The sequence below is a fragment of the Paraburkholderia fungorum genome, assembly GCF_003610895.1.
Classification (GTDB): Bacteria; Pseudomonadota; Gammaproteobacteria; order Burkholderiales; family Burkholderiaceae; genus Paraburkholderia; species Paraburkholderia fungorum_B.
Map to the genome: position 1 here is coordinate 38,133 of NZ_MCAS01000024.1, position 23,073 is coordinate 61,205.

Here is a 23,073-nt window from a genome sequence, read left to right on the forward strand (position 1 = left end):
TTCACGTGAAACACACCGCTTTTTTGTTGCCTGGCCATTCGGCCGAAATTCGGGCCTAAACCGAACCCGTTATAATTCGCCCATACATTTTCCTTTGAAAGGCTCACGCGACGATCTGGCGTGAGATCCGCGATGCTTTTTCCCACAGAATTTGACGTAATCGTCGTCGGCGGCGGTCATGCCGGTACCGAAGCCGCCTTGGCTTCGGCGCGCATGGGCAACACCACGCTCCTGCTGACGCATAACATCGAAACCCTTGGTCAGATGAGCTGCAATCCGTCGATTGGCGGGATTGGCAAAGGCCATCTGGTAAAGGAAGTTGATGCGCTTGGCGGTGCGATGGCCGCCGCGACCGACGAGGGTGGGATCCAGTTTCGTATCCTCAATTCGTCGAAGGGGCCTGCTGTTCGCGCAACGCGCGCGCAGGCGGACCGTCTGCTGTACAAGCAGGCGATCAGGCATCGGTTGGAAAACCAGCCGAACCTGTGGCTGTTCCAGCAGGCGGTCGACGATCTGATGGTGGAGGGCGACCGTGTCGTCGGGGCAGTGACGCAGGTGGGGATTCGTTTCCGCTCGCGTGCAGTGGTGCTGACGGCGGGGACGTTCCTCGACGGCAAGATTCACGTGGGTTTGAATAACTACACCGGTGGCCGTGCCGGCGATCCGGCGGCCGTGTCGCTCTCCGCCCGCCTCAAGGAATTGAAGTTGCCGCAAGGCCGCCTCAAGACCGGCACTCCGCCGCGCATCGATGGTCGGACGATCGACTTTTCGCAGCTTGAAGAGCAGCCGGGCGATCTGGATCCGGTGCCGGTTTTCTCGTTTTTGGGTCGCGTCGAGCAGCATCCGCGTCAGGTGCCGTGCTGGGTTACGCATACGAATGAGCGCACGCACGACATCATCCGGGGTGGTCTCGACCGCTCACCGATGTACACGGGCGTGATCGAAGGGGTAGGGCCGCGGTATTGTCCGTCGATCGAAGACAAGATTCACCGCTTCGCATCGAAGGAATCGCATCAGATCTTCCTTGAACCGGAAGGACTGACGACCAACGAGTTCTATCCCAATGGAATTTCCACCAGCCTGCCGTTCGATGTGCAGCTGGAACTCGTGCGATCGATGCGTGGCTTGGAGCACGCGCATATTCTGCGGCCTGGCTACGCAATCGAATACGACTACTTCGATCCACGTGGGCTGAAGGCGTCGCTGGAAACCAAGGTGATCAACGGGCTGTTCTTTGCGGGCCAGATCAATGGCACGACCGGCTATGAGGAAGCTGCTGCGCAAGGCTTGCTGGCTGGGATTAACGCCGGTTTGCACGTGCAGGGCAAGGACGCATGGTGCCCGCGCCGCGATCAGGCTTACCTTGGTGTTCTGGTCGACGATCTGGTGACGCGTGGGGTGTCTGAGCCGTATCGCATGTTCACGAGCCGTGCGGAATACCGCCTCAGCCTGCGCGAAGACAACGCCGATATGCGTCTGACGGAGATGGGCCGCGAGCTCGGTGTGGTTGACGATGTCCGTTGGGACGCATTCAGCCGTAAGCGTGATGCTGTTTCACGTGAAACAGAGCGCCTTCGCACGACGTGGGTCAATCCTAAGACGTTACCGGCGGAAGAAGCGACCGCATTGCTCGGCAAACCGATCGACCACGAATACAGTTTGGCTGATCTGTTGCGTCGTCCGGGTGTGACTTATGACGGAGTCTGTGGTTTGCGCGCAGGCGCATGCGCCGCGCCTGAAATATTGGCCGAAGACGACGTTCTGCTTGCCCAGATCAAGGAGCAGATCGAGATCGGTATCAAGTATCAGGGCTATATCGACCGTCAGGCCGACGAGATCGAGCGGAATGAATCGCATGAAAGTACGCGTTTGCCGGAAGGGTTGGACTACGCCGAGGTAAGAGGGCTGTCGTTCGAGGCGCGTCAGAAGCTGACGCAATTCCGCCCCGAGACCATTGGTCAGGCTTCGCGCATCTCCGGCATTACGCCGGCGGCGATCTCCTTGCTGATGGTCTACTTGAAGCGCGGGTTGGGGCGCCGTCCGGCGAAACCCGCCGAACCCGGCACCGACAGCATGCCGGTGGCGCAATGATGGCGGGTCAGAAGGCAAGTGGTAACGAGGCACTGGTGCCGCTCCTGACGGACGGCGTTCGCGAACTCGGCCTTGATCTGAGCCAGGCGCAACTCGGCAAACTGCTCGACTATGTTGCGTTACTGTCCAAATGGAACGCCGTTTATAACCTGACGGCGATTCGCGATCCGCGCCAGATGCTGATCCAGCACATCCTGGATTCGCTTTCGATCGTGCCGCATCTTGCTACGCGCGGTGCCTCCTCGGTACTGGATGTGGGTTCCGGTGGCGGTCTGCCGGGTATCGTGCTCGCTATCGTGTTGCCTGATTGGACCGTCACCGTGAACGACATTGTTCACAAGAAGACGGCGTTTCAGGCCCAGGCTAAAGCCGAGCTCGGCCTTGCGAATCTGTCGGTGGTCACTGGCCACGTCGAGACTTTGCAGCCGGGCGCCGAAGTACCGGCAAAGTTCGACGTAATTGTGTCGCGCGCATTCGCAGAGCTCGCGGATTTCGTTACACTGGCCCGTCATCTGGTTGCGGAGCAGGGTGCGATCTGGGCAATGAAAGGCGTGCGTCCGGATGGCGAGATTGAGCGCCTGCCGGCCAGCGCCCACGTGGAGCAGATCATTCGGCTGAACGTGCCGTCGCTCGATGCGGAGCGGCATTTGATCAAGGTTCTGGTGGACGCCGAAGCCTGACGGCCTCCGGCTGGTCCGAGACGCGTACCACGACCAGAAAGCGCTTTCTACTTTATTCAAGCAACTTCAAGCAGTAAAAGGGACACACCAACGATGGCAAAAATCTTCTGCGTTGCAAACCAGAAGGGTGGCGTCGGCAAGACGACGACGGCAGTCAATCTGGCCGCGAGCTTGGCAGCGCAGGGACAGCGAGTCCTTCTCATCGATCTGGACCCGCAGGGCAACGCCACGATGGGCAGTGGCATCGACAAGGCCGCATGCGTGAACACCGTCTATGAAGTGCTCGTGGATGGTGTGTCGGTGGCGGATGCGCGAGTACGGCCAGAGGCCGTCGGCTACGACGTGCTGCCCGCGAACCGTGAGCTGGCCGGTGCCGAGGTTGAGCTGGTCAGCGTGCAGAACCGTGAGCGCCAAATGAAGATCGCCCTGGCGGCGGTCGAAGGCGAATACGATTTCGTGCTGATCGACTGCCCGCCGGCATTGTCGCTGCTGACCCTCAACGGCTTGTGCGCGGCGCATGGCGTGGTGATTCCGATGCAGTGCGAGTACTTCGCGCTCGAGGGCTTGTCCGATCTGGTCAACACGATCAAGCAGGTGCACGCGAACCTGAATCGCGATCTGAAGGTGATCGGACTGCTGCGCGTCATGTTCGATCCGCGGATCACGTTGCAACAGCAAGTCTCGGATCAGTTGAAGGAACACTTCGGCGACAAGGTGTTCGACGTGGTGATCCCGCGCAACGTTCGTCTTGCCGAGGCGCCGAGTTACGGGCTACCGGGTGTCGTGTTCGATAGGGCGTCGCGCGGTGCGCAGGCGTATGTGCAGTTCGGTGCAGAGATGATTGAGCGGGTGCGCACATTGAATGACGCGCCCCAGGCGTCCTAAGCGGATCGAGGAAGCACAATGAACGCAGTAGCAAGAAAGAAGGGCTTGGGCCGCGGTCTGGAAGCATTGCTGGGTGGCAGTGCGGATATAACCGAGGTCGTGGCGATCGAGGGTGCGCCGAATGTGCTGCCGCTCAGCAAACTGCAGGCCGGCAAGTACCAGCCGCGCACGCGTATGGACGAAGGCGCGCTGCAGGAGTTGGCAGCCAGTATTCGTGCTCAGGGGCTGATGCAGCCGATCCTCGTGCGGCCGGTTTCCGCGGATAAATACGAGATCATCGCGGGCGAGCGGCGTTTCCGTGCCGCGCGGATAGCCGGTCTCGACGAGGTGCCGGTGCTGGTGAAGGATGTGCCGGACCAGGCCGCCGCGGCGATGGCGCTGATCGAGAATATCCAGCGCGAAGATCTGAATCCGCTGGAAGAGGCACAGGGTATCCAGCGCTTGCTCGACGAATTCAATTTCACGCACGAGCAGGCGGCTGAATCGGTGGGCCGCTCGCGCAGCGCTGTCTCGAATCTGCTGCGTTTGCTCAATCTGGCGACGCCGGTGCAGACGATGTTGTTGGCCGGTGATCTCGATATGGGTCATGCACGTGCGCTGCTGGCCGTCGATGCAGCGACACAGATTACGCTGGCCAATCAGGTCGTCAACAAGCGCATGTCGGTCCGCGAGACCGAAAAACTGGTGACCGCGACTACCAAGGCTGCGCCCACGGTGAAAGCGCGGGCGAATCAGGACGGCGGCCGCGACACGCGGCGGCTCGAAGAGGAGTTGTCCGATCTGCTTTCCGCCACCGTAAAGATCAAACTCGGCCGACGCGGCCGCGGCCAGGTGCTGGTGGACTTCGGCGATCTGGACGCACTGGAAGGCATTCTTGTCCGATTGCGCGGCAACGCTACGGTGTGATCCCCGCGGGTTGAATCTGTGTGGTGGATATTGTGCGGGATTGCGGCCTGGTTGGGCCACGCCCCCGCTTCCGCCCGCAAGCTGTCAGGCGGGTTTGTGGCGACAGGGTTGATGCCGCAGTTGTTACTTGCTGCAGCGTCGCCCGTTTGACGATTTTCCTGACAGATCGATAAGTTGCGTGAATTTCAGTTGGATTCCTGATTATTTTCTGCGCTTGATAATAAGGATTCCGATGTATTGCCTTGCGCCATCGTTTTCCTGGCGACACTGATATGGCCAGGGCGCACCGTGCGGAGGAGGCCGCTTGCAGCAGCAGGGCGGGTGTCGATGTGACGCAGCAGCTGCCTGATGGCTGGTGGTGTCGATCGCCTGGCTCTGCGAGAGGCAGGCCATCGCTGCTGGGCGCAGTGAGGAAGGTGCGGCCTGCGCTCGTCGCCTCGCACCTACCCGGTGCCGTCCTTTATGTCCACCAAAGCTGGCAAAAACGATCGTCTGTTGCATTTTTGAGACGTCCGCAACAGCGTCGAAACGACGCATCTGCGAACTTCAATCGCCTCGACTCATTGCGCATGTTTTGCCGCCCCCCGGCTGCCTTACATTTGACGTGTATAGGCCGGGCAGGAGGACGTTTTCGCATCGTGAAGGTCGTTTTCACACAGGTTATTGAACGGCCTAAAGTCTTGAATTGCCTGCAACTATCGCTTACAATCGCCCGGATTTAATTGCACGGCAACCCCGTAAGCGCAGCGTAAGCTCGCGGGCTGGAATAAGACTTTCGGAACACTGCGATGGCGGTTAAAACGTCGAATCAAGCGCCGAAGAATGGGCGTGACGACCACCGCGCTGAACGCACCGTTTCCGATGCGTCCACCGGTCAGCACGTTACAACTGACGATGCGTGGGATGTCGAGCAACAAGATAACAATATCGTTCCGCTCACGCGGGCCGAGGCTGAAAAGCTGTTTGGTCCGAACGTGAGTCGTCCATCGCGCGTTACGCCTTTCAAGGTCGTGGCGGCGCAAATGGTTTTGTCCCTGGGTGCGACGCTGGTGTGGTGGCTGTTCTACAAGCCGCCGGGCGCTGCTGCGCTGTCCGCGTTCCTGGGGGGAGCGATCTGCTGGGTGCCGAGCGCGCTGTTCGCGGCACGACTTAGAACGCTGAGCGGCGCCAAAACAGCGATGAGCTGGATGATCGGCGAAGCGCTCAAGATGGGGACAACGATCGCGATGTTTGTAGTCATCGCTTTCTGGTATCACGACGTATGCTGGGTGCCGCTGCTCGTGACTTACCTCATCGCGCTCAAGACGTACTGGATCGCTCTCGCGTGGCGCTAAGGTTGTAGCAGAGCGTAGCAGGACGAAAAGCAGCACAAAAGGCAACACAAAATTCAGGCTGGCGCGCAGCGCTGGCGTAAGGAGTGCGGATATGACACGATCCGCACCCGGCGTGTTCCCGCAATACAGAATTGCGGCGGGAACGGCCTAAGACGATTTTCGACAATTTGGGTGGCATTAACGATATGGCAGCTAGCGAAGGCACGCGCGCTCTGGATCCGTCCGAGTACATCGCGCACCACTTGCAGAACTTTTCCACCGCGCACCAGACGTCGATTTTCGACATTCACGTGTGGAATCTGGACACCCTTTTCTGGTCGATCGTTTGCGGTCTGGCCACCATCGCCATTCTTCATCTGGCTGCTCGCAAGGCAACGTCCGGCGTGCCGGGCCGTTTCCAGTGCGCAATCGAAATGCTGGTTGAAATGGTCGAGGATCAATCGAAGTCGATGATCCACGGCTCGCGTACCTTCATCGCACCGCTGGCACTGACCGTGTTCGTCTGGGTTGCCCTGATGAACTCGCTCGACTTTATCCCCGTCGACCTGCCGGGTCGTGTGATCGGCTGGCTCGGCCTGTCGCAAGTCATCCCCCATCATCGCATCGTGCCGACCGCCGACCTGAACGGCACGCTCGGCATCGCACTCGGCGTGTTCGCGCTGATGATTTACTACAACTTCAAGATCAAGGGCGCAGGCGGCTTCGTGCATGAACTGCTGTCGGCTCCGTTCGGCGCGCATCCGTTGCTGTGGATCCCGAACCTTGCATTGAACATCATCGAGTTCGTCGCAAAGACGGTTTCGCTCGGCATGCGGCTGTTCGGCAACATGTACGCGGGTGAGCTGTTGTTCCTGCTGATTGCTCTGCTCGGCAGCATGTGGGGTTTCGGCGCGGACGCGTCAGTGCTCGGCTTTATCGGCCACGTCATTGCTGGCACGGTCTGGGCGATCTTCCACATCCTGATCGTGCTGCTGCAAGCGTTCATCTTCATGATGCTGACGCTGGTGTACATCGGACAGGCACACGACAGCCACTAATCACGGCGTGTCGAACGACGAATTGTTTTAGTTTTGTTTTATTAAATCCCAGTTCCAACCAGTTCTAAAAGACTTTTCACAAAGGAGTGATCATGCAAGCTTTCATCGCCAACATCCAGGGTCTGACCGCCATCGGTATCGGCATCATCATCGGCCTGGGTGCAATCGGCGCCTGTATCGGTATCGGCCTGATGGGTGGCAAGTACATCGAAGCATGTGCTCGTCAGCCGGAACTGATGAACCCGCTGCAAACCAAGATGTTCCTGCTGGCTGGTCTGATCGATGCGGCGTTCCTGATTGGTGTTGGTGTGGCAATGCTGTTCGCGTTCGCGAACCCGCTGCTGTCGAAGCTGGCAGGCTGAGGTTCCTCGGAAGTTTGCGCCTGAGCTATAACTGGTAAAGGCGCAGGGCGGAACGGGCACTTGGGCGCTGATCGAATACAGAATCGATGAGCGCCTTGCCGTTTCACTTTCCGAACTAGCAACGTTTAAGGAAACACCGTGAATCTCAACGCAACCCTGTTTGCGCAAATGGTCGTGTTCCTGATCCTCGCGTGGTTCACGATGAAGTTCGTGTGGCCGCCGTTGATCAACGCCCTCGACGAGCGCTCGAAGAAGATCGCTGACGGTTTGTCGGCTGCTGAAAAGGGCAAGGCGGAACTCGAAGCCGCCCATAAGCGCGTCGACCAGGAACTCGCTCAGGCACGCAATGACGGTCAGCAACGTATTGCTGACGCCGAAAAGCGCGCAGTGACAGTCGCTGACGAAATCAAGGCCCAGGCACAAGCTGAAGCCGCTCGCATCATCGCGCAAGCGAAGGCCGACGCGGAGCAGCAAGTCGTGAAGGCTCGCGAAACGCTGCGCGGCGAAGTTGCTGCACTCGCCGTGAAGGGCGCTGAACAGATCCTGAAGCGCGAAGTCGACCAGGCAGCTCACGCTGACCTGCTGAATCAACTGAAAGCCGAGCTCTGATCATGGCCGAACTTGCAACCATCGCCCGTCCGTACGCAGAAGCGCTGTTTGGCGTGGCCGAAGCTGGTGACATCGCCGCCTGGTCCACGCTCGTGCAGGAGCTGGCACAGGTTGCGCGTCTGCCCGAAGTGCTGTCGATCGCCTCGAGCCCGAAAGTGAGCCGCGCCCAGGTCAGCGAACTGCTGCTGGCCGCGGTCAAGTCGCCGCTCAAGGACAACGCGCAAGCGAAGAATCTGGTGCAAATGCTGGTGGATAACCATCGCCTGCAGTTGCTGCCGGAAATCGCTGTGCAGTTCGAAGAGTTGAAGAATGCCCGCGAAGGAGCGGCAGATGTGCTGATCGTCAGCGCATTCCCGCTCGAAGGTGCGCAGTTGAACGAACTCGTCGCAAGTCTCGAACGCAAATTCAAGCGCAAGCTGAAGCCGACGGTCGAAGTCGACTCGTCGCTCATTGGCGGCGTGCGCGTGACGGTTGGCGACGAAGTGCTCGATACCTCGGTCCGCGCGCGGCTTGCCAGCATGCAGACGGCTCTGACGGCCTGAAGCGCCTCGAGCGCTTCAGCGGCTGGCACGCAACAGAATTGACTATCAGGAGCGAATAATGCAACTCAATCCCTCTGAGATCAGCGAGCTGATCAAGAGCAGGATCCAGGGCCTTGAAGCGAGCGCAGACGTTCGCAACCAGGGCACCGTGATCTCCGTGACCGACGGTATCGTGCGCATCCACGGCCTGTCGGAAGTGATGCAGGGCGAAATGCTCGAATTCCCGGGCAACACCTTCGGTCTCGCACTGAACCTCGAGCGCGACTCGGTCGGCGCCGTGATTCTGGGTGAGTACGAACACATTTCGGAAGGCGACATCGTCAAGACGACGGGCCGCATTCTCGAAGTGCCGGTGGGTCCGGAACTGCTCGGCCGCGTGGTCGATGCACTCGGCAACCCGATCGACGGCAAGGGCCCGATCAACGCGAAGAAGACCGACGCAATCGAAAAGATTGCTCCGGGCGTGATCTGGCGTAAGTCGGTTTCGGAACCGGTCCAAACCGGTCTGAAGTCGATCGACGCGATGGTGCCGGTTGGCCGTGGCCAGCGCGAGCTGATCATTGGCGACCGCCAGTGCGGCAAGACCGCCGTCGCAGTCGACGCGATCATCAACCAGAAGGGCAAGAACCTCTTCTGTATCTACGTCGCGATCGGCCAGAAGGCTTCGTCGATCATGAACGTGGTGCGCAAGCTGGAAGAAACCGGCGCGCTGGAATACACGATCGTCGTGGCCGCTTCGGCTTCGGAATCGGCTGCGATGCAATACCTCGCACCGTACGCCGGTTGCACGATGGGCGAATACTTCCGCGACCGCGGTCAAGACGCGCTGATCGTTTATGACGATTTGACCAAGCAAGCCTGGGCATACCGTCAGATCTCGCTGCTGCTGCGCCGCCCGCCGGGCCGCGAAGCTTACCCGGGCGACGTGTTCTATCTGCACTCGCGTCTGCTGGAGCGTGCTGCTCGCGTCTCGGAAGAGTACGTCGAGAAGTTCACGAACGGCGAAGTGAAGGGCAAGAGCGGTTCGCTGACAGCACTGCCGGTCATTGAAACGCAAGCCGGCGACGTGACCGCATTCGTTCCGACGAACGTGATCTCGATTACCGACGGCCAGATCTTCCTGGAAACCGACCTCTTCAACGCAGGTATCCGCCCGGCAATCAACGCCGGCGTGTCGGTGTCGCGCGTTGGTGGTGCGGCTCAAACCAAGGTCGTGAAGAAGCTGTCGGGCGGTATTCGTACCGACCTGGCGCAGTACCGTGAACTCGCAGCGTTCGCGCAGTTCGCCTCGGACCTCGACGAAGCCACCCGCAAGCAGCTGGAGCGCGGCCGCCGCGTGACGGAACTGCTGAAGCAGCCGCAGTATCAGCCGCTGCAAGTGTGGGAACTGGCTGTCGCGCTGTTCGCAGCGAACAATGGCTACCTCGACGATCTGGAAGTTGCGCAAGTGCTGCCGTTCGAAAAGGGCCTGCGCGATTACCTGAAGACGAAGCACGCTGACCTGATCAAGCGCGTCGAAGACACCAAGGAACTCTCGAAGGACGACGAAGCCCTGCTGCATACGGCTCTCAAAGACTTCAAGAAGTCCGGCGCTTATTGATCCGCGAGTGACCCGCAAGGCATAAACGGACCTTGAAGCGGCGCGGGCCGCAGGCAACTGAACCCGCGCTGCTTCGATCAAGGAGCAAGCAATGGCTGGAATGAAGGAAATTCGCGGCAAGATCAAGAGCGTGCAAAACACGCGCAAGATCACGAAAGCGATGGAGATGGTGGCCGCATCGAAGATGCGCCGCGCTCAGGAGCGCATGCGCGCTGCTCGCCCGTATGCCGACAAGGTCCGCGATATCGCTGCGCACATGAGCCGTGCGAACCCGGAGTATCGTCACCCGTTCATGGTGTCGAACGAAGGCGCGAAAGCGGCCGGCATCATCCTCGTCACGACCGACAAGGGTTTGTGCGGTGGTATGAACACCAACGTGCTGCGTGCGTCGCTGCAGAAGTTCAAGGAACTGGAAGGCCAGGGCAAGACGATCGAAGCAACTGCGATCGGCACCAAGGGTCTGGGTTTCCTGAACCGTCTGCGCGCCAAGGTTGTATCCAATGTCGTGCATCTGGGCGACACGCCGCATCTGGAAAAGCTGATCGGCGCGGTGAAGGTGCAGCTCGACCTGTACTCGGAAGGCAAGGTTTCGGCGGTGTACCTCGCGTACACGCGCTTCGTCAACACGATGAAGCAGGAGCCGGTGATCGAGCAACTGCTGCCGCTGTCGGCAGAGCAGTTCGAGCGCAAAGAAGAAGACGGCACGACGCCGAGCACGCAGTGGGACTACATCTACGAGCCGGATGCGCAGGCAGTGGTGGACGAACTGCTGGTGCGCTATGTCGAAGCGCTGGTCTATCAGGCCGTTGCGGAAAACATGGCATCGGAGCAGTCGGCACGAATGGTCGCGATGAAGGCCGCTTCGGACAACGCGAAGACGGTCATCAACGAACTGCAGCTCGTGTACAACAAGAGCCGTCAGGCCGCGATCACGAAAGAACTGTCGGAAATCGTCGGTGGCGCGGCGGCTGTCTGACCTTGACGGTCAGGCAAGCTGCTTCGTGTGCGCCTTGGTGGCGCACCCGGCTGGGCGCCCCCACCAAAACTGCGCCTTTGCGCGAGTGAAGAATTGAGTATCTAAAGGAAAAGCGATGAGTACTACTGCTTTGGTAGAAGGCAAGATCGTACAGTGCATCGGCGCGGTGATCGACGTGGAATTCCCGCGTGACCACATGCCGAAGATTTACGACGCGCTCATTCTCGACGGTTCGGAACTGACCCTCGAAGTCCAGCAGCAGCTGGGCGACGGCGTCGTCCGTACCATCTGTCTGGGTGCCTCCGACGGTCTGCGCCGTGGTACGACGGTGAAGAACACCGGCAAGCCGATCAGCGTGCCGGTTGGCAAGCCGACCCTCGGCCGGATCATGGACGTGCTGGGTCGTCCGATCGACGAAGCCGGCCCGATCAACTCGGACGTGGTTCGCGGTATTCACCAGAAGGCTCCGGCGTTCGACGAACTGTCGCCGTCGACGGAACTGCTCGAAACCGGCATCAAGGTTATCGACCTGATCTGCCCGTTCGCTAAGGGCGGTAAGGTTGGCCTGTTCGGTGGCGCCGGTGTGGGCAAGACCGTGAACATGATGGAACTGATCAACAACATCGCTAAGGAACACGGTGGTTATTCCGTGTTCGCAGGTGTTGGCGAGCGTACCCGTGAAGGGAACGACTTCTATCACGAAATGAAGGACTCGAACGTTCTCGACAAGGTCGCGCTGGTGTACGGCCAGATGAACGAGCCGCCGGGCAACCGTCTGCGCGTCGCGCTGACCGGTTTGACGATGGCTGAGCACTTCCGTGACGAAGGTCTCGACGTGCTGTTCTTCGTCGACAACATCTACCGTTTCACGCTGGCAGGCACGGAAGTGTCGGCACTGCTCGGCCGTATGCCGTCGGCAGTGGGCTATCAGCCGACGCTGGCTGAAGAAATGGGTAAGTTGCAAGAGCGTATTACGTCGACCAAGACTGGCTCGATCACGTCGGTGCAGGCCGTGTACGTCCCTGCGGATGACTTGACCGACCCGTCGCCGGCTACGACCTTCGGCCACCTGGACGCAACCGTCGTGTTGTCGCGTGACATCGCTTCGCTGGGTATCTACCCGGCAGTGGACCCGCTCGATTCGACCTCGCGTCAGATCGACCCGAACGTGATCGGCGAAGAGCACTACGCAATCACGCGCGGCGTGCAGCAAACGCTGCAGCGCTACAAGGAACTGCGCGACATTATCGCGATTCTGGGCATGGACGAACTGGCTCCGGAAGACAAGCTCGCCGTTGCGCGCGCTCGTAAGATCCAGCGTTTCCTGTCGCAGCCGTTCCACGTCGCTGAAGTCTTCACGGGCTCGCCGGGCAAGTACGTGCCGCTGAAGGAAACGATCCGTGGCTTCAAGATGATCGTTGACGGCGAGTGCGACCATCTGCCGGAACAAGCGTTCTACATGGTCGGCACGATCGACGAAGCCTTCGAAAAGGCCAAGAAGATCCAGTAAAGGTCGGGTGTAACGAAGCGGGCGCCAGGCTCGCGTGTCCTGGTACTCAAGTGGTATCGGAACGCAAAACCGGCGCCTCTTATTACGCTCCACCCCGCCTTGCATGGGACGGGAGTTAGCGCTGAAGCGCTAACTCTGATCGCCACAGGAGTCGATATGGCAACCATTAAAGTAGACGTCGTCAGCGCGGAAGAGCAGATCTTCTCGGGCCAGGCGAAGTTCGTCGCGCTGCCGGGCGAAGCGGGTGAACTCGGCATTCTGCCGGGCCACACGCCGCTCATCACGCGGATTCGTCCGGGTGCGGTGCGCATCGAAGCTGAAAACGGCGAAGAAGAGTTTGTGTTCGTCGCCGGTGGCATTCTCGAAATTCAGCCTGGCGCTGTGACGGTTCTCGCCGACACCGCGATCCGTGGCAAGGATCTCGACGAAGCCAAAGCTGAAGATGCACGCAAGCGCGCGGAAGAAGCGCTGCAGAACACGGGCTCGAACCTCGAATACGCCACTGCGCAAGCGGAATTGGCGTACGCGACGGCTCAGCTCGCTGCGATTCAGCGTCTGCGTAAGCTGCGCGGCCAGAGCTAAGCAACACGTATCAGAGAGAAAGCAGCCCTCGTGGCTGCTTTTTTTTGACCAGCACTTGACGTTTACGGAAAGGTCAGCAAAATCACTGGTTCAGACTGCAAGCATTGAGCAGCCGTCTCAGCTACGGCCACCGCAGAGGGCGGGTAACACTTGATGCCGGACGGACATACGCCGGTGGCACAATCGGTTTCAAATTCATTTCAATAGACTGGGCGAGCTTCCGCTCACGGAGACAACACCATGGCAACGCACATGTCAGGCGTAGGAGCACTCATCGAACCCAAAGACAATCTGTCTTATGTCCGCGGGTCGACCGAGATCCCGTTGAGTGAGGCGCCGCTCGGCCAGTTTCTGCGCGACACCGCCGCGCGCTTTCCTGACCGTCCGGCCGTGGTATTTCGTGAGCAGCGCATTCGCTGGACGTGGCGGGAGTTCGCCGAAGAGATCGACGTGCTGGCGTCCGGACTCCTCGCGCTAGGGATTGCGAAGGGCGACCGGGTGGGCATCTGGTCGCCGAACCGTGTGGAATGGCTGCTCACGCAGTTCGCTACCGCGCGCATCGGCGCCGTGCTGGTCAACATCAATCCGGCTTACCGGCTCGCGGAGCTCGAGTATGCATTGAACAAAGTCGGTTGCAAGGCGATCATCGCGGCCGAACGCTTCAAGACGTCGATGTACCTCGAGATGCTGCAGGAGCTCGCGCCGGAACTGGCGACGCAAAAGCCGGGTGAACTGCGCGCCGCTCGCCTGCCGGCGTTGCGCTACGTGATTCGCATGTGCGACACGGAAACGCCAGGCATGCTGACCTTCTCCGACGTGATCGAGCAGGGCCGCGCCACACTCGACGTCGCGAAGCTCGACGCCATCGGCGCAACGCTGTCCTGTCACGAACCGATCAACATTCAGTTCACCAGCGGCACGACAGGCAATCCGAAGGGCGCGACGCTGACGCATAGCAATGTCGTCAATAATGCGCGCTATATCGCAATGGCGATGCGACTAACGGAGCAGGACGGTCTGTGCATTCCCGTTCCGCTTTATCACTGTTTCGGCATGGTGCTGGCGGTACTGGCGTGCGTATCGGTCGGCGCGAACATGGTGTTCCCGGGTGAGGGATTCGACCCGGCTGCAACGCTCGCGGCGGTCGCTGAAGAACAGTGCACCGCGCTGCACGGCGTGCCGACCATGTTCATCGCCGAACTCGATCATCCGGACTTCGCCACTTACGACTTCTCGCGTCTGCGCACGGGCATTATGGCGGGCTCGCCGTGTCCGATCGAAACCATGAAGAAGGTTGTCGCGCGCATGCACCTCAGCGAGATCACGATCGCCTATGGCATGACGGAGACGAGCCCGGTGTCCTTCCAGAGTTCGACCACCGACCCGCTCGACAAACGCACCACGACGGTCGGCCGTATCCAGCCGCATCTGGAAGTGAAGATCGTCGATCCGCTCGGCAATATCGTGCCCGTAGGGGAAACAGGCGAACTGTGCACCAAAGGTTATTCGGTCATGCAAGGTTACTGGGCAGACGAGGCGAGGACGCGGGAAAGCATCGTGGACGGTTGGATGCATACCGGCGATCTGGCGACGCTCGATGCCGACGGCTACTGCAACATCGTTGGCCGTCTGAAGGACATGCTGATTCGCGGTGGCGAAAACATCTATCCGCGTGAGATTGAAGAGTTTCTGTTCCGCCATCCGAAGATCCAGAGCGTGCAGGTGTTTGGCGTGCCCGACAAGAAATACGGCGAGGAAGTGTGCGCGTGGATCGTATTGCGCTCAGGCGAGCAGGCCACACCTGAAGAAATCCAGCAGTTCTGCCAGGGCCAGATTGCTCACTACAAGGTGCCGAAGTACATCCGCTTCGTTGACGAATTACCCATGACGGTAACGGGCAAAATTCAGAAGTTCGTCATGCGTGAACGGATGATCAGCGAATTGAAGATTCAGGAAGACAAGACGGCCTGATAGGCGGGCATGCGGGTTCGGCGCCGCGCGAAGATACGCGCGGCGCCGGCCGACATTTTGAGGAAAACCGTTTGCGGAGAAAGAGGCCGCGAGCGGAAAACCGCCGGGCTGGGACATCGCCAAATCGTCCCGTCAACCAGCTCGCAAACGTTTGACCAGACGAAAAAAAAGCGGGCCTGGAGCCCGCTAAAAACCACACGCTACGGGGTTAGCGCGAGGAGACCAAAGATGGAACCAACTGAGACGACGACCCTGCGTCGACTACGGCCCCAGCAGGGATGCCCCTTCACAGGGCTTCGGCATACGCCGACCGGCAAGTGCATCGTATCCGCTCACACCACGCACCCAGCCACATCCGTGTTGAAACCGTTGAGGGCATTGTGGGCGAATTAACCTACCAGCGCGGTAACAAAGTGTTTCAGGTTGTAACGCCCGCCAGATAAGGCGCTGCAGGACTTATTTCCAATTTGGCGTGTTTTAAACGTAATTTTTACCGATGACAATTGCGCAATTTCATACGCCTGATTGATGCTACTCGCGACGCATATCGCGGCGTAATCCATTCAGTTGATTCCGCATGAAATAGTTGCATGCTCAACTTTTTCGGGACGAATCGGCTGTAATACAGGTGGTTTTCCGGCGTTACGAAGTCCGTTTGCTCTCGGACAATCGCGCACGCTGCGCTGCAATATTTCATGCGCGCTGGAAAGACGTGCAGGAGGCCGGTGCGCCGGCCCCTGTTCAAGCGGATTGTTCGAGTTTTGTTTAACACGCCGAAGGCTGGTTACACGATTGTGTCAGCCATGCGGACCTATTAATCGATCAATGCGACTAGCTTTTCCGAATGAGCGGGACGCAGAGTGCATCCCACTCCGGCTATTTCAGCCATTTGTCCGAGATTGCCTGATATTCGCCGGTCGCTCGCGCAAGATGCAGCCATTGATCGACATATTGCTGGAACGTCACATCGCCGCGCGGCAGCAACCACGCCTTCTCGCCGTACTGGAAAGGCTTGTCCGGATGCACCGAGCAAAGGCCCGGATTCAGCTTTTGCTGCAGCAAGGTTTCCGATGCGTCCGTCACCATGACGTCGGCCTTGCCCGCGAGGATCTGTTTAAAAATCGTCACATTGTCTGGATAGACGGTCAGGTTTGCATGCGGGAAATACTGCTTCGCGAAACGCTCGTTGGTTCCGCCCGGATTGACGATCACGCGGGTCGCCGGCTGGTCGATCTGCGCTACCGTCTGGTACTTGCTCACGTCGTCGCACCGGACAATCGGCGTTTTGCCGTCGATCATGTACGCCTGCGTGAAAAACGCGCGCTTCTGGCGCTCGAGCGTCGGCGAAACACCGCCCACGCCGATGTCGCATTTGGCGACGAAGTCGTTCATCAGGTTCGACCAGGACGTCTTGACGAATTCCGCCTTCACGCCAAGCGATTTGGCGAGTGACTCGGCCATGTCGATATCGATGCCTTCGAACTGACCGTCTGCCTTGTAAAACGAGTACGGCTTGTAGTCCCCGGTCGTACAGGCGCGTAGCGTGCCGCGCGCGAGGATTTCGTCGAGCCGGGAGGGTGCCGCTGCGGTGGTGCTGGTCTGTGCCTGCGCCGCGCCTGCGTGCATCAAAACACCGGTCAAAACGCCGAGCAGTGCGAGTGCTGCCTTGTTCATCGAGTCTCCTTGGTTGCGCGTAATTGTTTGGTAAGGCCGTCGGATGATAGCCCGGCAATTTATGCTTGAACATTGGCCGTTCAGCCAGGTCATGGCGCCGCACCCGGCGGCGAATCCGTCGGACGCAATCACGGTGCGTGAGCGTTATTGCCTGCATCAAGCACGATAGGGCGAGCCGGGTCCGGTAAAATGCCCCTTTGCCTTCGGTTGTACGCAACGTGGCCCATAAACTCCTGAACGACACTTTCCTGCGCGCGCTGCTGCGCCAGCCGACCGACTACACGCCGATCTGGCTGATGCGGCAGGCTGGCCGCTATCTGCCGGAATACAACGCCACACGGGCTCGTGCGGGCAGTTTCCTCGGTCTGGCGAAGAATCCGGCCTATGCAACCGAGGTGACGTTGCAGCCGCTCGAGCGCTATCCGCTCGACGCCGCGATCCTGTTCTCCGACATCCTGACGGTGCCGGACGCCATGGGCCTCGGTCTTGAATTCGTCACGGGCGAGGGGCCGAAATTCGCCCGGCCGGTGCGTACCGAAGACGACGTGGCACGCCTCGCCGTGCCGGATATCGACGCCACGCTGCGTTACGTGACCGACGCGGTGCGCGAAATTCGCACCGCGCTCACCGACGCGCAAGGCCGCCAGCGTGTGCCATTGATCGGATTTTCCGGCAGCCCGTGGACTCTCGCGTGCTACATGGTCGAAGGTGGCGGATCGGCGGATTTCCGTACCGTCAAATCAATGTTGTACGCGCGGCCGGACCTGATGCACCGTATTCTCGACATCAACGCGAAGTCGGTTGCGGCGTATCTGAACGCGCAGATCGAAGCCGGCGCGCAAGCCGTGATGATTTTCGACACGTGGGGCGGGGCGCTTGCAGACGGCGTCTACCAGCGCTTCTCGCTGCAGTACATCCAGCAGGTCGTGAGCCAGTTGAAGCGCGATCACGACGGCGAAAAAGTGCCGGTGATCACCTTCACGAAGGGCGGGGGCTTGTGGCTCGACGAGATCGCCAATACTGGCGTGGACGCGGTCGGTCTCGACTGGACCGTGAACCTGAGCCGGGCCCGCGAGCGCGTCGGGAGCAAGGTGGCGCTGCAAGGCAATATCGACCCCTCGGTGCTGTTTGCGCCGCCGGCTTCGATTCGCATGGAGGCGCGCGCGGTGCTCGACAGTTTCGGCAATCATCCTGGCCACGTTTTCAATCTCGGCCACGGCATTTCGCAGTTCACGCCGCCGGAGAATGTCGCCGAACTCGTAGATGAAGTCCATCGTCATAGCCGCGCGATTCGCAGCGGCGCACATGCACCAATCTGACGCCGTAATCGTTGCCATTTTTGTTGCGACGCAGCGGACTGGGCTCTCGGCCTAAGGGAATATTTGTAGTGGGCGGGCCGTCAGATGGCGGTCCCACGAAAGTCAAGACTTGACTTATGCACATTGATCACGCTGCGGCGCGGTAGAAGCTTTCGTCGTGCCCTGGCCCTTGCACATTGCGGGCGCGTTTGATCTAAGCCTTGTCTGGCAAGGGTTTCAGGGGTTCACTGCAAAATGTGTCAAATCCCACAGAAGGCCGCTGGGGCGCGGTTCCTGGCCCATCTGAACGAAGTTCTCAACAAAGTTATCCACAGGCACACGGGCCGATTGCAATTGTTCAGCCGAATCCAAAACTTAGCGCGGAAATTGAAGTTTTACTTTAACTTCGATGGATTCGCCGTGTGCTCAGTGCGTGCTGTGACGCGGCGTCGTGTCGCATCCATTCACCTGATTCACCTCGCCGCGTGAGTGAAGTTTTCGTCCGCGTCGCGCTGGATCATCCGCTGCCGACTTTGTTCGACTACCGCTGTGATACGCCCGAACAGGTCGCGCCGGGCATGCTGGTGAGTGTGCCGTTCGGCAAGCGTCATGTGGTGGGTCTCGTGTGCGAAGTGACCGCCCACAGCGAGGTGCCGGCCGACCGCCTGCGGGCGGTCACCGCGGTCTGCACCGCCTGCCCGCCGGTGTCGGCTGAATGGCTGGCTCTCACGGCCTTCGCGGCCGACTACTATCAACGCGGCCTCGGGGAAGTGGCGCTGCCAGGCTTGCCACAAGCCCTGCGTGATGCCTCGCGCTGGTCGCGTCTTTTCGCGCCGGAAGAGCGTTACAGCCTGACGGCGGAAGGCCGCGCCGCATTGCCGGAAACGTTGCCCGCGCGCGCGAGTGCGCTGCGCAAGCTTGCTTCGGCGCTCACCGAGGCTGAATTTCTGATCGCGGCCGACGCGCGCGCACTTCATCCTAAAGCCATTGCAACCCTCGACGCATGGCAAGCCGAAGGGTGGGTGGCGCTGGAGGTGATCGAAGCCGCCGAGGTGCTCGCCAGTCCTGCAGCGCCGGATGTGCTGGCACCTGCGCTGCCCACGCTCACCGACGAACAGGCGAGCGCAGTCGAAGCGATCCGCGACGCGAACGGTTTCGCACCGTTCCTGCTGCATGGCGTGACGGGCAGCGGCAAGACCGAGGTCTATCTGCGTGCGCTCGCCGAGATTCTGGCGGCGAAGCCCGATGCCCAGGCACTCGTCCTCGTCCCTGAAATCAATCTGACGCCGCAATTCGAGTCGGCCTTCCGTGCCCGTTTTGCCGCGCTCGACGGTACCTCGATCGTCACGCTGCACAGCGGCCTCGCGGAGGGTGAACGGGCCCGCAACTGGTTTGCCGCGCACACGGGTCGCGCTCGCATCGTGCTCGGCACGCGGCTGGCGGTGCTTGCTTCGCTGCCGAAACTCGCGATCATCGTCGTCGATGAGGAACACGATCCCGCCTATAAGCAGCAGGAAGGCTTGCGCTACTCGGCGCGTGATCTCGCGATTTATCGCGCCAAACAACTCGCTTTGCCGGTCGTGCTCGGCTCGGCCACGCCGTCGCTGGAAAGCTGGTGGCAAGCGGATCAGGGGCGCTATCAGCGGCTTACCCTGTCGCGCCGTGCAGTTGCCGCGGCCGTTCTGCCCACCGTCAAGCTGATCGATCTGGAAGAAGAGCGGCGGCGCGGGCGGGCTTCGGTTGAAGGTCTGTCCGGGCCTTTGATCGCGGCGCTGAAGGCGCGGCTCGAACGCGGCGAGCAAAGTCTCGTGTTTCTCAACCGGCGTGGTTACGCGCCGCAGCTCGCCTGCGATGCGTGCGGCTGGGTGGCAGGCTGCCCGCGTTGCAGCGCCTACGTCGTGTTGCACAAACCCGAGCGCGCGCTGCGCTGCCACCACTGCGGCTGGGAATCGCGCATTCCGCGCTCGTGCCCCGAGTGCGGCAATGTGGACATCGCGCCGATGGGCCGCGGCACCCAACGTGTCGAAGAAACGCTGGCGAGCGCTGTGCCTGGCGCCCGCGTGCTGCGCATCGACGCCGACAGCACGCGCCGCAAAGGTAGCGCGCAGGCGCTGTTTTCCGACGTCCACGCAGGCGAGGTCGACATCCTCGTCGGCACGCAGATGATCGCGAAGGGCCACGACTTCCAGCGCGTGTCGCTGGTCGGCGTACTGAACGCCGACACTGCCCTGTTTTCGCACGACTTCCGCGCGAGTGAACGGCTCTTTGCGCAATTGATGCAGGTGAGCGGCCGCGCGGGCCGCGCCGGTTTGCCGGGCGAAGTGCTGGTGCAGACGCGCTATCCGCGCCATGCGCTGTACCACGCGCTGGGGCGGCATGATTACGTCGGCTTTGCCAATTCGACACTGGGCGAAAGGCGCGACGCGCATTTGCCGCCGTTCGTCTATCAGGCTTTGCTGCGCGCCGAAGGCCGCACGCTCGAAGCCGCGCTTGCCTTCCTGCAACAGGCCGCCGCCGCGCTGACCGAAATCCCGGCCGCCGGGCGTGTGACGGTCTATGACGCCGTGCCGCTTACCATCGTCAAGGTGATGCACGTGCATCGCGCGCAGTTGCTGATCGAAAGCGCGTCGCGGGCCGCATTGCAGGCGACGTTGCGCGCGTGGCAACCCATGCTGCGCGGCCTGAAAGGCGTGCTGCGCTGGAACCTCGAAGTCGACCCGCTCGACATCTGACGCCGGCCGCCGCGGCACCCGCGGCGTGGCGCGTTACTTCTTTGAGTCATATTCATAGAGCGAATGGTCGTTTCGTTTTGCGTACGCACTCGCCTATATTTCGCCGAATCGGCGCACGCTTTAGCAAAACTCCAACATTCCCGCGCCGATGCTACTCAACTCACTCGGGGCATGACGATGAGCGATACCAATCAAACACTGCCGACCGGCGCGGCGCCCGGCGAACACCGTAGCGACCGGAGTGCACACGGTGGCGGTCTCTTTTCGACCGAAGACTGGTGGGCCGTCTGGATCGGCCTGCTGGTGATCGTGATTGCCTGGGGGCTGTTCGCCTCGGGCAGTAGCATCAAGTGGTTGGCGGTCGCGCCGGCCAAATGGTCGAGCGTGGCACAAGCCGCGCAGGACGTCGGCAAGCATCTGCCGAATTATGTCGCGCTGTTCATCGTGTTTGCCGTGCTGTTCGGCGTGAGCCTTGCCGCGCTGAAGCAACGGGTCGGCGCATTCTTCGGATCATTCCTGATCCTGTTCGTCGCCTCAGCGCTGATCTTCACGCTGGGTGCGTGGGTCAATGCGTCGAAGTACAACCTCGAGCCGCCGCTGGTGGCGCTGGCGCTCGGTCTCCTGATTTCCAACCTGTTCACGTTGCCCGAATGGTTTTCGGCGGGCCTGCGCGTGGAGTTTTATATCAAGGTCGGCATCGTGCTGCTCGGCGCGACGCTGCCGTTCACCTTGCTGGTGTGGGCGGGACCGGTCGCGGTCGGGCAGGCGACTATCGTTTCGCTCGTGACCTTCTTCGTGATCTTCTTTGTGGGCAAGGCGCTCGGCCTCGACCGGCGGTTTGCGGCCGTGCTGGGGGTGGGCGGCGCGGTGTGCGGCGTGTCGGCGGCGATTGCGATTGCAGGCGCGGTGCGGGCGAAGCGCGAACAGGCGTCGGTGGCGATCACGCTAGTCGTGCTGTGGGCGATCGTGATGATCTTCGTGCTGCCGTTCGCATCGCGCTCGCTGGGGCTTTCGACGGCGGTAGCCGGTGCATGGATCGGCACCTCGGAATTCGCCGACGCCGCAGGCATTGCCGCCGCGCAAGCCTACGGCGACTTCGCGAAGCATGCGGGCGGCGTGATCGCCGGCGCGCCCGAGGCGTCGTTGCAGGCGTTCACGCTGATGAAGGTCGTTGGCCGCGACATCTGGATCGGTATCTGGGCGTTCGTGCTGGCGATTGTCGCCACGACACGCTGGGAATCGCAGGACAGCGGCGTTCAGGCCAAGGCCAATGTGGGTGAAATCTGGGCGCGTTTTCCGAAATTCGTGATCGGTTTCGTCATCGCATCGGCGCTGGTGACGTGGATCGCCAGCCACTACTCGCTAGCCGACTATCGCAAGGTCGTCACGCCTGAATTTGTCGCGCCGATCACCGCGCTGCGCACGTGGGCGTTCACGTTCTGTTTCCTGAGCATTGGCTTGACCACCCGTCTGCGCGCACTTTCAGCCACCGGCCTGAAACCGTTCCTGGCCTTCACGGCCGGCGTGGTGGTCAATATCGCCATCGGCTACGCGCTGTCCGCGCACGTGTTCGCACCGTACTGGAATAGCTTGGGGCAGGGCTCGTAATGAGCGAGGCTGTCCGCATCGCCGGCACGGCCCACGCACGCGGCGACGCGTGTGTGGCGCGCTGTGCACACTGCCGGTATCGCGCCGAGGATCGGCATTCATTGGAGCAGAGCATTGCTGGCCTCGCCGTGTTCAGTTCCGGATTTGGCGCGAGCGTGGCGGACAGCCGGCTTTGCCGTCTGCACGACCAGCTCGTTTCGCCTGACGACACCTGCGCCCGGTTCGAGCCGATCCCGCATCACTGACGCGCGCGTCTGCGCCGTCGCCGGTTGAAAAGCCGGGCGACGCGCGTTCACAACTCGCTGGGTTAATCGCGACCTCGATCGAGATCTCAATCGACGCCAACCCTCGCCTGCTTATCGCGAGGCGCCGGATTCAGCCGTTCAATCGTTCGCAGCTGCCCGCGCATCGCCAGCCGATGCGCGCGATGCCGGACGCGCGCGCCCTTCGGCGCCCGTGCGTTTGCCCGCGCCACCCGTCGCGCCACGGATGAACAGCACGGCGCACATTGCACACATCGCCCAGATGCCCAGTATGACCAACCACTTTTCCATTTCACCAGTCCTCTAAAACCCCGTACCGCTTTTTATGTGCGTGCCTGACTTCAGGCCGCGAACCACCCATGTTCTGTATAACGGCGCGCAGAGCAATCTGATAAGGGTAAAAGCGAAAAGAA

The 23,073-nt window shown here is 60.8% G+C and carries 20 protein-coding genes; 18 read left to right on the forward strand and 2 right to left on the reverse strand.

Annotation, left to right across the window (positions count from 1 at the left end):
• Window positions 1-132: 132 nt before the first annotated feature.
• The 14 genes from mnmG (at window position 133) to BCY88_RS22760 (ending at window position 15,085) form a co-directional block, all read left to right on the forward strand.
• Complete coding sequence (gene mnmG / locus BCY88_RS22695; protein ID WP_120346428.1) at window positions 133-2,091, forward strand: tRNA uridine-5-carboxymethylaminomethyl(34) synthesis enzyme MnmG; 1,959 nt, start codon at window positions 133-135, stop codon at window positions 2,089-2,091.
• Window positions 2,088-2,771 (forward strand): 16S rRNA (guanine(527)-N(7))-methyltransferase RsmG, encoded by a 684-nt coding sequence (gene rsmG / locus BCY88_RS22700; protein WP_120346429.1) that lies wholly within the window; start codon window positions 2,088-2,090, stop codon window positions 2,769-2,771. Before mnmG ends, rsmG begins: the two co-directional genes overlap by 4 nt.
• 93 nt (window positions 2,772-2,864) lie before the next feature.
• Window positions 2,865-3,656: a ParA family protein gene (locus BCY88_RS22705; protein ID WP_120346430.1), complete on the forward strand. Its 792-nt coding sequence runs from the start codon at window positions 2,865-2,867 to the stop codon at window positions 3,654-3,656.
• A gap of 18 nt (window positions 3,657-3,674) precedes the next feature.
• Window positions 3,675-4,562 (forward strand): ParB/RepB/Spo0J family partition protein, encoded by an 888-nt coding sequence (locus BCY88_RS22710; RefSeq protein WP_120346431.1) that lies wholly within the window; start codon window positions 3,675-3,677, stop codon window positions 4,560-4,562.
• Between the two features lie 788 nt (window positions 4,563-5,350).
• Window positions 5,351-5,896, forward strand: a complete 546-nt coding sequence (locus BCY88_RS22715) for an ATP synthase subunit I (protein ID WP_120346432.1) — start codon at window positions 5,351-5,353, stop codon at window positions 5,894-5,896.
• A gap of 185 nt (window positions 5,897-6,081) precedes the next feature.
• Window positions 6,082-6,933: a F0F1 ATP synthase subunit A gene (gene atpB / locus BCY88_RS22720; protein WP_120346433.1), complete on the forward strand. Its 852-nt coding sequence runs from the start codon at window positions 6,082-6,084 to the stop codon at window positions 6,931-6,933.
• A gap of 92 nt (window positions 6,934-7,025) precedes the next feature.
• Window positions 7,026-7,295 (forward strand): F0F1 ATP synthase subunit C, encoded by a 270-nt coding sequence (atpE, locus tag BCY88_RS22725; RefSeq protein WP_007180033.1) that lies wholly within the window; start codon window positions 7,026-7,028, stop codon window positions 7,293-7,295.
• 138 nt (window positions 7,296-7,433) lie between these two features.
• Window positions 7,434-7,904, forward strand: a complete 471-nt coding sequence (locus BCY88_RS22730) for a F0F1 ATP synthase subunit B (protein ID WP_054038575.1) — start codon at window positions 7,434-7,436, stop codon at window positions 7,902-7,904.
• A 2-nt stretch (window positions 7,905-7,906) separates the two neighbouring features.
• Window positions 7,907-8,446, forward strand: a complete 540-nt coding sequence (locus BCY88_RS22735) for a F0F1 ATP synthase subunit delta (protein ID WP_120346434.1) — start codon at window positions 7,907-7,909, stop codon at window positions 8,444-8,446.
• A gap of 58 nt (window positions 8,447-8,504) precedes the next feature.
• Window positions 8,505-10,046 carry a F0F1 ATP synthase subunit alpha gene (gene atpA / locus BCY88_RS22740; protein WP_120346435.1) on the forward strand — a complete coding sequence of 514 codons (1,542 nt, stop codon included), beginning with the start codon at window positions 8,505-8,507 and terminating at the stop codon, window positions 10,044-10,046.
• A gap of 91 nt (window positions 10,047-10,137) precedes the next feature.
• The gene (atpG, locus tag BCY88_RS22745; protein ID WP_105510153.1) at window positions 10,138-11,022 is read left to right on the forward strand and encodes a F0F1 ATP synthase subunit gamma; all 885 of its coding nucleotides are present in this window, start codon (window positions 10,138-10,140) and stop codon (window positions 11,020-11,022) included.
• A gap of 115 nt (window positions 11,023-11,137) precedes the next feature.
• Entirely contained in the window at window positions 11,138-12,532 is a 1,395-nt protein-coding gene (gene atpD / locus BCY88_RS22750) for a F0F1 ATP synthase subunit beta (protein WP_120346436.1), read from the forward strand.
• A 156-nt stretch (window positions 12,533-12,688) separates the two neighbouring features.
• A complete protein-coding gene (locus BCY88_RS22755; protein ID WP_020067428.1) occupies window positions 12,689-13,114 on the forward strand; it encodes a F0F1 ATP synthase subunit epsilon in 426 nt (141 codons plus the stop codon).
• A 240-nt stretch (window positions 13,115-13,354) separates the two neighbouring features.
• Window positions 13,355-15,085 carry an AMP-binding protein gene (locus BCY88_RS22760; RefSeq protein ID WP_120346437.1) on the forward strand — a complete coding sequence of 577 codons (1,731 nt, stop codon included), beginning with the start codon at window positions 13,355-13,357 and terminating at the stop codon, window positions 15,083-15,085.
• Between the two features lie 876 nt (window positions 15,086-15,961).
• Here the strand turns inward: BCY88_RS22760 and BCY88_RS22770 are convergent.
• Window positions 15,962-16,759, reverse strand: coding sequence for a transporter substrate-binding domain-containing protein (locus tag BCY88_RS22770; protein ID WP_120346438.1), 798 nt, complete (start codon window positions 16,757-16,759; stop codon window positions 15,962-15,964).
• Window positions 16,760-16,977: 218 nt separating this feature from the next.
• On the opposite strand from BCY88_RS22770, the gene hemE reads away from it, so the two are divergent.
• The 4 genes from hemE to BCY88_RS22795 all read left to right on the forward strand — a co-directional run bounded on the left by hemE (window position 16,978) and on the right by BCY88_RS22795 (window position 22,642).
• Window positions 16,978-18,078, forward strand: coding sequence for a uroporphyrinogen decarboxylase (gene hemE / locus BCY88_RS22775; protein ID WP_120346467.1), 1,101 nt, complete (start codon window positions 16,978-16,980; stop codon window positions 18,076-18,078).
• 464 nt (window positions 18,079-18,542) lie between these two features.
• Window positions 18,543-20,789 carry a primosomal protein N' gene (locus tag BCY88_RS22785; RefSeq protein WP_120346440.1) on the forward strand — a complete coding sequence of 749 codons (2,247 nt, stop codon included), beginning with the start codon at window positions 18,543-18,545 and terminating at the stop codon, window positions 20,787-20,789.
• A 177-nt stretch (window positions 20,790-20,966) separates the two neighbouring features.
• Window positions 20,967-22,397: a YeiH family protein gene (locus BCY88_RS22790; protein ID WP_120346468.1), complete on the forward strand. Its 1,431-nt coding sequence runs from the start codon at window positions 20,967-20,969 to the stop codon at window positions 22,395-22,397.
• Entirely contained in the window at window positions 22,397-22,642 is a 246-nt protein-coding gene (locus BCY88_RS22795) for a hypothetical protein (protein WP_259461487.1), read from the forward strand. Before BCY88_RS22790 ends, BCY88_RS22795 begins: the two co-directional genes overlap by 1 nt.
• Before the next feature lie 138 nt (window positions 22,643-22,780).
• Here BCY88_RS22795 and BCY88_RS39915 read toward each other — a convergent pair whose 3' ends face one another.
• Window positions 22,781-22,951, reverse strand: a complete 171-nt coding sequence (locus BCY88_RS39915; protein WP_183081428.1) for a hypothetical protein — start codon at window positions 22,949-22,951, stop codon at window positions 22,781-22,783.
• Between the last annotated feature and the right edge of the window lie 122 nt (window positions 22,952-23,073).